We start from the raw sequence: 10163 nt of genomic DNA, 5'->3' as shown, positions 1-10163 counted from the left end.
ATTACATCGAGGTTTTCTACAACCGACAACGCCGACATGGACATCTGGGTGGCCTTGCGCCAATGATGTTCGAGGCGGCTAACTCAAAATCCAGCAGCTAACCGTCTACGAAAGCGGGGGCGTACCACGGGATCATCAGGGGATGCTCATCAGCGGACACTTTATTGAGAATGATCCAAACCTTCGGCGCCTCTGCTTCACCACTCGGCACACCTAGAATGTTCAGCCCTGAGCCGTCGAAATTTTCCTTTAAAATTGGGTTTGGTGCCCTGTTGCCTCGATTCTCAAACTCCGCCATCTGCAAGGTGGCGTAGTACTCTCTGCTGCCCAACTCCTCATGCTTGAAGTAGCCTGAGAGGGCCATGTAGAGCCCGCTTGCTCCGATCACGATAACCAGAAGAATCGCTGCACCGTAAACCCAGGTGCCGCTCGTCGATACTTCGCTATTCAAGAGGTGTACCTCGATCCGGGCCGATTGAAACCTGAAAGATCAGGCGGCGTGTTGCAGCCAAAAAAGCGGGGTCAGATTCACTTCTCAAATAGCGCCGCGCGTCAGCCCTGTAATCACCCGACAGACCTCAATCTTAGCGCCGAGTCTTAGGCTTCGCCGCGCCACTACCGCCCGCATTACTTGACGACGCAGCAGTAGGAGTCGACTTCTTCGCTGCAGGCATGGGCGAGAATACGGGGGCGCGCGGTAGTTTGGGTTGCGAGGAGCCGCGGGGATTGTCGCGATAGTTGAGGCTGGGCGACATGGGCATATTGAACTTGACCACCGCTCCTTCCACGGCGCGCCTCTGCTCGCGAGTTTTTGGCGTATTGACCAAGTTCTGCCCCTTGGGGCTCATCATGAAACGTTGGTCCGGCGCCTTGCCGATGCTCCGGTTAGGGCCGGCTAGTCCAGGGCCGATATTCTTGATGCTGTGGTTGGCTAGCGTACTCACGCCCTCGCCGATCTTGGCGACATCCAGGTAGGACAACCTCGCTTTTCCGCCGCCTGGGTCGGTGCTATGGCCTCTGAATAGCGTGTCGCGCGCGGTGTCTACCTTAGCGTTATGGACTCTCGATTGCAGCTGCGGATCCCACACGCTGTCGACGAACGTGGTGACCTGATGCCTGAAATCGCTATGCGCCATCGTTGGTGCCAGCGCCTCCTTGCCGAAGGTACGGAACATGCTGCGGATACCGTGATCGGAGAAGCGATGCGCCGCATCGATCTGTTCGCCACTGGCGGAGTTGCGCGAGCCGCGCTTCTTGTACTCGTCAAAGCCTTTTTTAAGCTCCGGTGCGACCAAGCCGGCGGTCAAGGTCATATTCTTCTTGGTAGTCCGGCCAATACGTCCCTTGCGCTTGCCAATGCTGTCGAAGGGATTGCCTTGTCCGCCGCCACCGCCGCCGCCATTGCTGTGCATGCGAAGAACCCCATTCCTTGAGTGGCGCTAGCCTACGCTATAAAAGGGACGAGAGCAGTTAACTTAGGACGACCGCTCTCGTTCCCTAAGTTTGCATAGATGCGGCCTCACTCAGGCTCGGTGACTTGAGGCTCCATCTCTTCCCGCACCTGCTCCCACTGCATCCTCAAATGCGCCTGCACCGCGCACCGCATCCCCATATCGATAAACACCCCAATCCCCTCCAACATCACCGGCAGCCGGTCCGCATCGACCTCGCCGCCTTCTCGCACCAGCTCCGCCAACAATCGGACTGAGCTGCAGGCGTACTGCAACCACTCCGTGGCGTCATTCAACAACGCATCCGGCCCCGCCTCCGGGTCGGTGTAGTAGATGGCGTGGCGCACGATCCAGGGTTCGCCGAAAACAGTGTCCATAAGCAACTCCTTGCTGGATGCCGCAGCCCTCGTCCGAGAACGGCACGCCGCTGAAAGCTCGGCGTGCCGCGACCATGCGGACTCGAGGGCTCACCGGAGGCCCACAGGATGGGCGCCGGGCGGCTTGATGGATGAAATGTGTGGCGGTGTCAGAGGGTTTCGCCGTCGCGCAAGGCGACGCGCCGGGTAAGACGGCTCGGAATCTTTCCTGCGAAAACTCTTAAACCGCGGTGCTTCAACCGTGTCCGCGTGGTCGTCGGACAGCCCGAGTGGGTGGTGAGGATGCCGCCGAGGGGATCGGCGGGCGGCCGTGTGCCGTATGATCTGGGTTAGCCATGATCGACTCTCGTACAGTTGGTGATGGTTAGCGGGTCAGGGGTGTTGACGCACCCTTGGCCCGCGCTCTCACGACATTGCTGCCATGGTTGCCCGCGACGCGTCTTCAGCAACAACGCGGGCAACGCGAAGAAAACTAGCAAAGCAACCTGGGGTTGTCTGTAGTCCGGCACCCGCATCGCAACCGCGATGCCGCAAAAGCTGCATGGATGCGTACTTTGCCAACTGCATTTCGGTCTAATCCGAGTGTCGGGAGCAGAGGGAAATGGGGAGATACCATCGACCTTTAGCTCTAGTGCCTCGGCTCAAGTCGATGGCCATCCTCTCCGCCAGCGTACGCTGCAGGGAGAATTCTCAACGGATCATTCGTCATCCGCTTCGACAGACGGATCGGGCGCATCAGGGACAAGGCCATATGCCAATCGAGAATGAAGTCTTCGAGAACTGCGCGCCAGAAGAGATTCCCTGGGAAGACCAGGCCTTCGTCTTCTGCACCTTTCGCGGGATCCGTGGCGAAGGCTTGCATAACGATGCTTCCTTCATCGACTGCACGTTTGAACAATGCGATTTCTATCTATGCATGTTCAACGTTGCGACCTTGGTCGGCGTTACGTTCAAGCATTGCGCCTTCCACGGAGGTTCGTTCGCTGGCTGTCGATTGGTCGAATGCATATTCGACAACTGCAGTTTTGGGAATGACAACATGGGCGGAGAGTGGAGAGCCGATGGCTCCCGTTGGTACGGATGCAGCCAGCGGGATTGCGAAGGGCTGGATGCTGAGCTGGTCCCGCTACGGCGACTGGCTTGCTAGTGCTGCGCACCAAAGAGGCGAGGCTGGTTAAGGTGGAATAGTGGCATCCGTCCCCTTGGTAACAAAAGAAATGGCGGTAATCACGTGAAGTGATCGCCGCCATTTTATTTATGGGCAATCCGGCCCAGGCGCACCCCACACCTCCTGTGGTAAAGAAGCCAGCGGTAGTCTGCCCAGCCTCCGTCGCCGCACCGCCAAGGAAAGGATCCGGTCCATGACGTTCCGCATCGCGCCTTACGCTTTCGCCGCTGCCTCAGCACTCTTCAGCCTGTCGTCCCCCGCCGCCACCGAATCGCCCCGCCACGCCGGCGAGACGGTGATCGAGACCGGCGTCGCCACGGCCAACGATGGCTCCACCGTGCCCTACGAAATCGGCACGCTCTACGTGCCGGAGAACCGCGCCAAACCCGGCAGCCGTCTGATCGGCGTCGGCTTTGCGCGGGTCAAGGCGGCACACCCCACCAAGGCGCCGCCCATCGTGCTGCTGGTGGGCGGCCCGGGCGTCACCATGCTGGACATCGTGCTCGACCGCGACGCCGCCGCGCAGCGGCGCGTCAAGGTCTGGCAGGGCTATGCGCAGGTGGCGGACCTGATCGTGATCGAGCAGCGCGGCTACACGCTGCGCGGCGACCGCATGGAAATCCCCAGCAAGGCCTTGCCGCTCGACCGGCCCACCGTGGCGGCCGACGATATCGACGTCACCCGCGATCTGGCCCGGCGCGCTCAGGCCGCTTATCCGCAGGCCGATCTCTCTGGTTATTCCATTAACGAGATCGCCGATGACGTGGCCGATCTCAGCCACGCGCTCGGCTACGACAAAATCAGCGCGCTCGGCGCGAGCTTCGGTTCGCAGTGGGCATTCGCCGTGATGAAAGCCCACCCGCGGCTGGTGGCGCGCGCGGTGATTACCTCGGCCGAGCCGCTCGATTATGGCTACGACATGCCTTCGCAGGTCTACGCCGTTTATCAACGCATCGCGTGGGAAGCGGACCAGGACCCCGCGCTGAAACCCTGGCTGCCGGCGGGCGGCCTGGTTGCTGCCATGTGGGAGGTGCGCGAACGCCTGGCCAAGGCGCCGGTCACCGTCACGGTGAAAGACGCCAACGGCGCAACGCAACGTGTGGTGCTCGGCGTGGAGGATTACCAATCCGCACTGCTCGACGCTGCGCAACACGCGGCCACCTTTCCACGCTTCGTACTCAATCTCTATCACCGGCATTACGACGCCTGGGCCAAGGACGCCGTGGCCGGCCGCGCGGGTGAGCCGCGCGCGCTGATCAATCCGCTGATCAACATCGGCCTGGATATGAGCGCCGAGCGCAAGGCACTGCTGCGCACCGATCCCGCGCTGCCGATCATCGGCAGCTGGAATTTCGCCGGTTATCTGGCGACCAAGGGCGAGTGGGCCACGCCGGATGCCGGCGACAGCTTCCGGCGCCCGGTCCGGGACACGACACCCGTACTATTCGTGCAGGGCGATTGGGATCCCTCGACCCCGATGGAAAACACCTTCGCCATGCTCCCCTGGTTCCCCAACAGCCGCATGATGATCCTGCATCGTGCACAGCATGGTGGGACGTTCCAGTGGCTGCGGACGCGGCCGGAGCTGGCGGCGAAGGTGTACGACTTTCTGCGGACGGGGGAATTCGGGGATTTGCCGAGTGAGGCGGCGCTGGATGCAGTGGCGTTTGAGAAGCCGGATGCGGCGGTACCGTTGCGCTAGTCGGGTCTTTCGGCCGATATCGGGGGCTATGTGAAAGCAAGCGGCATCAAGCAGCTGATCGGGCTTGTGATGTTCTGCGCCGTCGGGATCTTCTTGACGTCGCTCTGGTCCCGCTCGACGCCGCTTCCGGCATTCAATGAAGCCCTTGCTGCATATAAAGGGCAGACACCTTTAGTGCTGGGCGGGCGCGATCGATTCGCCGGCGGAGAAAGCTACCACCGTCGAAACTATGTGTTGCTGCTTTCTTTCAAGTTCGTGGTGGTAACGCAGAGGGGCAATGAGCCGCCGGTGGTAAGAGAAGAGACCGGTGGCTTCGTTCTGTTCGTGTTTATTGTAATGGCGGCGCTCCTTTGGGAGTGGTGGAGACGCTCGGGGAAGGCTGAGGAAGAAGGCGGATAACTAAGGACGAGGGCGTACTTCGATATGGAAGCCATCTATGGTTATTAACTTCGCATCACAAGCGGACCTCGTTCGCCAGCTATCCTCGATCATTCCCGAGTTTGCATTCGAATGGGCCGAGTGGCGCGACGGTAAGTCTCCTCTTAGCTCAAGCCCTCATGTCGTATACATGGCTTTGATGCCGCTGCTCGGCAGGGTCGATCTGACGGATAAGCAATGCAAGACGCTCGCGGAGCTGATCAACGGGGCCGTCGCGGCCGGTGGGCTTGCGGAGAACGGTGTCTCTACTTGCCTGCTGGAGCATTTTCGCGGCGTTGCGGTGCATAAAAGAGTCAAGCCGTACCTTGGTAACGATGCCAAGCTCCGACTGTCAGCCAATTTCACGCCGTGAATCGGCATTGCGTATCAACTGAATCTTTGGGGGAGAACATGGAAAACACATCAGGCGGCGGCAGCACAGCAATCGTTCCACCGGAAATCGACAAATGGAACTGGGGCGCTTTCTTCCTCACCTGGATCTGGGGCGCGGCAAACAACACGTTCATCGCGTTCCTCATATTCGTGCCCTTCTTCAATATACCCATGTGGTTTGTACTTGGATTCAAAGGCAGCGCATGGGCGTGGCAGAACAAACGCTGGGAAAGCGTCGATGCCTTCAAGCGCACGCAGCGGAAATGGGCCATGTGGGGCCCTGCCGTCCTGGTTGTTTTCGCGCTGTTGTTCGGCATGATCTTCTGGAGCGTCATCTCCGTTATGAAGGGCTCCGACGCCTACAAGCTCGCCGTTAGCGAAGTGCAGGCCAGTTCGGAGGTGTCGCAGATACTGGGCACGCCGATCACACCTGGTATCCCTACCGGCAGCATCCAGGTTTCGGGGGCTGACGGAAAAGCCAGCCTGGCTTTCGACGTGGACGGCCCCAAGGGCAAGGGCACGGTCTACGTCCTGGCGTCGGAGGCCATGGGCAAGTGGCACCTGAATCAGGCGGTATTCGAGGACGATGCGACGAAAAATCGGATCGACCTGAACGCGCAAAGCGATAGCGAGAAGTAACGGCCGCTCGGAGACAAGGTACATGGCCATCAAACGAATGGACAACGTAGGCATCGTCGTCGAAGACCTCGATGCGACCATCGCCTTCTTTCGCGAGTTAGGCCTGAATCTCGAAGGCCGCGCCACCATCGAAGGTGAGTGGGCCGGTCGCGTCACGGGGCTGGGCGACCAGCATGTCGAGATCGCCATGATGAGCACGCCGGACGGCCATAGCCGTCTCGAACTCTCCCGTTTTCTGGCGCCGGCTGTCGTGGCCGATCACCGCAACGCTCCGGTCAATGCCCTGGGCTACCTGCGCGTAATGTTTGCCGTGGACGACCTTAATGACACGCTCGAACGGTTGCGCAAGCACGGCGCGCAGCTGGTGGGCGAGGTGGTCGACTACGGAAACGTTTATCGGCTGTGCTATATCCGCGGGCCTGAAGGCTTGCTCATCGGGCTGGCCCAGGAACTCGGATAAGGAAAGGGAAGGCCTTGAACACTCGCCGTCTATCCATCGTTGCACTCGTGCTTGTACTGCTGCTGCCGGCCATCGCCTGCGCGGGCAAGGACTCGCTGTCGGACGCCATGACCCGGCAGTTGCAGGTCAACCGGCAGCGTTACGGCATGGCCGGGCAGGCGGTGCTGGTGACGCATAACGGCAAGGAAGTTTTTCGCGGCGTGGATGGCTATGCCAATCTTCAGGCCAAGGAGAAAATCACCGCGCGCACCATCTTTCCGGTTTATTCGTTGAGCAAGCTTTTCGTCAGCACGCTGGTGATGCAGCTGGTCGAGCAGGGTGCGGTGGATCTGGATAAACCGGCCAGTCTTTATCTGCAGGGATTGCCGGAAGGCTGGCGCGGGATCACGGTGCGCCAGTTTCTCAATCACACCTCCGGTGTGCCGGATTATTTTTCCGACAACGAGCAGCCCACGGCTTTTCCGGCCAGCGTGCAGGACGTCTTCGCATCGCTTGGCCCTAAACCGATGCTGTTCGCGCCCGGCACCCGTACGCGCTATACGCAGACCAACTATCTGGTGCTGTCGGCTTTGCTGGAAGCGCATTACGGCCAGCCTTATCCGCAGATTGCGGGTGAACGCATCATCCGGAAACTCGGCTTGAAGCACACCTGGCTGGGCCGGCCCTCGCTGCCCGCCAGTGGCGTCGCCCTGGGTTATCTCGGCAAGAACGGCAAGCTGCAGCGGGAAACCGAGATTGCGTGGCCGACCTACAGCTATGGACATGCGGAGCTTTACCTCACGCTGGACGACCTCGCGAGGTTCCTGCAGGCCGTGAGTTCCGGCGAGCTCGTAAGCAAGGCTTCGCTGCAGCAGTTCTGGCAGCCGCAGAACTTGTCCGACGGTCGCCGCGGCGACTTCTCCACGGGTTGGGAATACGGCGAGAGCGGCGCGTATCGGCATGCCGGACATGACGGTGGCGCACGGGTGCGGGTACGTGTCGTCTACAAGGACAGTCTCGATGGCGACATGTATGTCTTTATCTATCTGAGCAACGGCAGCGCGAAGAATGTCTGGTCGCGCACCTTGGTCGGCAGCGCTATGGCTACGGTCGCGCCGGACAAGTTTCCGGCGGAAGTGCTGTCGGAGAAGCTCATGGCTTATGCGTTGGCGCCGTCGACTGGGCCGGAAGACGGCAAGAAGATCCGGGCCGGCACGCCGCTCCAGGGCGAAGCGTTGGAGCGCATCATCAACAACACCGGCTATGCCGCGTTGGAATTCCTCAGTGCCGACGCCGCCATCCGAGTGCTGGCGTTGAATACCGAGTTCTTTCCCGCATCCGCCAATGCGTGGGACAGCCTGGCGGATGGGTACAAGGCAAAGGGCGAGCAGGCGAAGGCGCAGCAGTTGTACGACAAGGCGCGGCAGCTTCAGGCCGATCAACAGCAAGGACAGGCAAAGCCATGAAAGAAGTGTCGTTCACCGGTGGGTCGCGCATTGGCTGGGTAAATGCGTCGTGGCCATTGGCAACACTGACCGCCCGCGCGCAAGAGCTCAGGCTTTCAACGCTCGGAACCTATACGTTTACCGATCAGGAAGTGGTGTCGTTCGAGCTCTACGGGTCCATCCCCATTCTGTCCAGCGGCATTCGCATTAACCACAACCGGTTGGACTATCCGGAGAAAGTCGTCTTCTGGTGCATGGGAAGCAGGGAGGCGGTGCTGGATGACATCCGCTCCGTGGGTTTCAGGCCGCAAGGCAAGGCGGTGGAGCGGCCTTCCGGCTTCGCTTTCCGCTGGAGCTTCGCCCTGTTGGCCATCGTGGTCTGGAATGTACTGATCCTCGGCGACTACCAGTTTCACCTGGCCAGCCGGCCGGGTCTGCCGGGGCCGCTTACGGTGCTGGCGCTTGTCTTCGTGTTTGCGGTTTCGTCGGCGCTGCCCCATTCCGCCGGGCTGCAGCGAGCGGTATTGCGGCCTGGCCGCTCCATCAACGAACTGACGCCGTACCTGCGGCTGCTGCAGCTGGTCACCGGCCTGATGTCGCTGGCTATGGGGATTTCGCTGTTTGTTACGTGGAGTACTTAGCCACTATCGCTTCAGGCCAGCCTCGTGCGCTTGCCTCCGACTATGCGGCTAACCACTTCAAGTCCGCAGAACGACGGCTCGTCGCCATGTTCGCCCGTTTCTATCCAGGCGATCTTCGCTTGCAGATAACTCTGCAGCTTGCCCAGCTGCGTGGCCTTTTCTTCCACCTGCGCCAACTGCGCCTGCATCACCGCCAGCCGCCGCGCCTGATCGATACCACCCGCCTCGTATTCCTTATTCAAGGTAACGATCTGCTTCAGCGTAAAGCCCAGCTGCTGGCCGACCTTGATCAGCGCAACGCGATCCACGTCGCTCTCGTGGAAATGCTGATAGCGGTTGCTACCCGCCGTCCCCGCGCTCGGCCTGACCAGTCCGAGCTTTACGTAAAGACGCACGGCGTCGCGGGTCAGCTCGGCGCGCCGGCAGAATTCGGCAATCAGCATGGCGGATGCTCTTGACTAGGGTGTATAGACCCTAGTTTAGACTCGGGCCTCGCCCACAACCAAGTAGCAGGCCATGAGCAAAACCGTGCTGATTACCGGCGCCTCGTCGGGCATAGGCGAAGCGACCGCGCGCCGCCTCGCGCTTGAGGGATACAAGGTCTACGCGGCCGCGCGCCGGGTGGACCGCATGAAAAGCTTGTCCGACGCGGGCATTCAAGTGTTGCCGCTGGATCTGACGGACGACGCTTCGATCGTCCAGGCAGTGGAAACCATGACCCAGCGCGAAGGGCGCCTGGATGCGCTGATCAATAACGCCGGCTACGGCTCTTACGGCTCGCTGGAAGACGTGCCGCTGGACGAGGGCCGCCGCCAGTTCGAAGTCAACGTCTTCGGCCTGGCCCGCCTGATCCAGCTCTGCCTGCCCATGATGCGCGCGCAGCGCTCCGGCACCATCGTCAACATCACCTCGATCGGCGGCAAGATGCACGAGCCGCTGGGCAGCTGGTATCACGCCACCAAGTTTGCCGTGGAAGGCTTGAGCGATTGCCTGCGCATGGAACTGGCGCCTTTCGGCATCGATGTGGTGGTAGTGGAACCTGGCGGCATTCGGACCGAATGGGCCGGCATTGCCCAGGAAGGCATGCTGCGCTACTCCGGCCACACCGCCTACGCCGAACAAGCCGCCATGCATGCACGCCTGTTTGCCGCGAGCGACAAGTCGTCGATGGTGTCGCCGCCGGATGTGGTTGCCAAGACGATTGCACGTGCATTGCGCGCTTCGCGTCCGCGTACGCGTTACGCCACGGGGGGAGGTGCGCGGACGATCCTTTTTCTGCGGCGCTGGTTGAGCGATCGGGCGTTCGATGGGTTGATGCGGCGGATCGAGAAATCGCTGGCTGGCGCCTGATACGGAAGCGACGGCGTAGGTTGGGGTGAGCCGCAGGCGAACCCCAACATCGGTACCTTCAAACGCATCGCGATGTTGGGGTTCGCCGTTGGCTCACCCCAACCTACGCCGGTAGTAGCGGTTAAAGCTTTAGATGCAGAT

At 60.9% G+C, this 10163-nt stretch carries 13 protein-coding genes; 9 read left to right on the top strand and 4 right to left on the bottom strand.

What is annotated here, in order from left to right:
* Positions 1-97: 97 nt before the first annotated feature.
* The 3 genes from KK141_RS09230 to KK141_RS09220 all read right to left on the bottom strand — a co-directional run bounded on the left by KK141_RS09230 (position 98) and on the right by KK141_RS09220 (position 1828).
* Positions 98-451 carry a hypothetical protein gene (locus KK141_RS09230; protein ID WP_214569430.1) on the bottom strand — a complete coding sequence of 118 codons (354 nt, stop codon included), beginning with the start codon at positions 449-451 and terminating at the stop codon, positions 98-100.
* A gap of 133 nt (positions 452-584) precedes the next feature.
* Complete coding sequence (locus KK141_RS09225) at positions 585-1412, bottom strand: hypothetical protein (protein ID WP_214569429.1); 828 nt, start codon at positions 1410-1412, stop codon at positions 585-587.
* 107 nt (positions 1413-1519) lie between these two features.
* Positions 1520-1828, bottom strand: a complete 309-nt coding sequence (locus tag KK141_RS09220) for a hypothetical protein (protein WP_214569428.1) — start codon at positions 1826-1828, stop codon at positions 1520-1522.
* Between the two features lie 649 nt (positions 1829-2477).
* On the opposite strand from KK141_RS09220, the gene KK141_RS09215 reads away from it, so the two are divergent.
* The 8 genes from KK141_RS09215 to KK141_RS09180 all read left to right on the top strand — a co-directional run bounded on the left by KK141_RS09215 (position 2478) and on the right by KK141_RS09180 (position 8672).
* Positions 2478-2975: a pentapeptide repeat-containing protein gene (locus tag KK141_RS09215; protein ID WP_214569427.1), complete on the top strand. Its 498-nt coding sequence runs from the start codon at positions 2478-2480 to the stop codon at positions 2973-2975.
* A 214-nt stretch (positions 2976-3189) separates the two neighbouring features.
* The gene (locus KK141_RS09210; RefSeq protein ID WP_214569426.1) at positions 3190-4698 is read left to right on the top strand and encodes an alpha/beta hydrolase; all 1509 of its coding nucleotides are present in this window, start codon (positions 3190-3192) and stop codon (positions 4696-4698) included.
* Between the two features lie 30 nt (positions 4699-4728).
* Positions 4729-5097 (top strand): hypothetical protein, encoded by a 369-nt coding sequence (locus tag KK141_RS09205; protein WP_214569425.1) that lies wholly within the window; start codon positions 4729-4731, stop codon positions 5095-5097.
* Between the two features lie 37 nt (positions 5098-5134).
* Positions 5135-5488, top strand: coding sequence for a hypothetical protein (locus tag KK141_RS09200; RefSeq protein ID WP_214569424.1), 354 nt, complete (start codon positions 5135-5137; stop codon positions 5486-5488).
* Between the two features lie 38 nt (positions 5489-5526).
* On the top strand, positions 5527-6147 hold the full coding sequence (locus KK141_RS09195) for a cytochrome c oxidase assembly factor Coa1 family protein (protein WP_214569423.1): 621 nt from the start codon (positions 5527-5529) through the stop codon (positions 6145-6147).
* A 22-nt stretch (positions 6148-6169) separates the two neighbouring features.
* On the top strand, positions 6170-6607 hold the full coding sequence (locus tag KK141_RS09190) for a VOC family protein (protein WP_214569422.1): 438 nt from the start codon (positions 6170-6172) through the stop codon (positions 6605-6607).
* 107 nt (positions 6608-6714) lie between these two features.
* Positions 6715-8052: a serine hydrolase domain-containing protein gene (locus KK141_RS09185; protein WP_214569467.1), complete on the top strand. Its 1338-nt coding sequence runs from the start codon at positions 6715-6717 to the stop codon at positions 8050-8052.
* Complete coding sequence (locus KK141_RS09180) at positions 8049-8672, top strand: hypothetical protein (protein WP_214569421.1); 624 nt, start codon at positions 8049-8051, stop codon at positions 8670-8672. The genes KK141_RS09185 and KK141_RS09180 overlap by 4 nt, the downstream gene beginning before the upstream one ends.
* A gap of 11 nt (positions 8673-8683) precedes the next feature.
* On the opposite strand, the gene KK141_RS09175 is transcribed toward KK141_RS09180, so the two are convergent.
* A complete protein-coding gene (locus KK141_RS09175) occupies positions 8684-9115 on the bottom strand; it encodes a MerR family DNA-binding protein (RefSeq protein WP_214569420.1) in 432 nt (143 codons plus the stop codon).
* A 73-nt stretch (positions 9116-9188) separates the two neighbouring features.
* On the opposite strand from KK141_RS09175, the gene KK141_RS09170 reads away from it, so the two are divergent.
* Positions 9189-10022: an oxidoreductase gene (locus KK141_RS09170; RefSeq protein ID WP_214569419.1), complete on the top strand. Its 834-nt coding sequence runs from the start codon at positions 9189-9191 to the stop codon at positions 10020-10022.
* The last annotated feature ends 141 nt before the right edge of the window (positions 10023-10163 follow it).

This window comes from Dyella sp. LX-66, assembly GCF_018599165.1.
GTDB lineage: Bacteria > Pseudomonadota > Gammaproteobacteria > Xanthomonadales > Rhodanobacteraceae > Dyella_D > Dyella_D marensis.
The sequence above is the reverse complement of the archived record's forward strand: the minus strand, read 5'-3'. Positions and strand labels throughout refer to the sequence as shown.

Coding starts and splice junctions, on each gene's coding strand:
- KK141_RS09180 (WP_214569421.1), top strand. CDS start 8,049: ATGAAAGAAGTGTCGTTCACCGGTGGGTCGCGCATTGGCTGGGTAAAT.
- KK141_RS09190 (WP_214569422.1), top strand. CDS start 6,170: ATGGCCATCAAACGAATGGACAACGTAGGCATCGTCGTCGAAGACCTC.
- KK141_RS09215 (WP_214569427.1), top strand. CDS start 2,478: ATGGCCATCCTCTCCGCCAGCGTACGCTGCAGGGAGAATTCTCAACGG.
- KK141_RS09195 (WP_214569423.1), top strand. CDS start 5,527: ATGGAAAACACATCAGGCGGCGGCAGCACAGCAATCGTTCCACCGGAA.
- KK141_RS09175 (WP_214569420.1), bottom strand. CDS start 9,115: ATGCTGATTGCCGAATTCTGCCGGCGCGCCGAGCTGACCCGCGACGCC.
- KK141_RS09170 (WP_214569419.1), top strand. CDS start 9,189: ATGAGCAAAACCGTGCTGATTACCGGCGCCTCGTCGGGCATAGGCGAA.
- KK141_RS09210 (WP_214569426.1), top strand. CDS start 3,190: ATGACGTTCCGCATCGCGCCTTACGCTTTCGCCGCTGCCTCAGCACTC.
- KK141_RS09225 (WP_214569429.1), bottom strand. CDS start 1,412: ATGCACAGCAATGGCGGCGGCGGTGGCGGCGGACAAGGCAATCCCTTC.
- KK141_RS09220 (WP_214569428.1), bottom strand. CDS start 1,828: ATGGACACTGTTTTCGGCGAACCCTGGATCGTGCGCCACGCCATCTAC.
- KK141_RS09200 (WP_214569424.1), top strand. CDS start 5,135: ATGGTTATTAACTTCGCATCACAAGCGGACCTCGTTCGCCAGCTATCC.
- KK141_RS09185 (WP_214569467.1), top strand. CDS start 6,715: ATGACCCGGCAGTTGCAGGTCAACCGGCAGCGTTACGGCATGGCCGGG.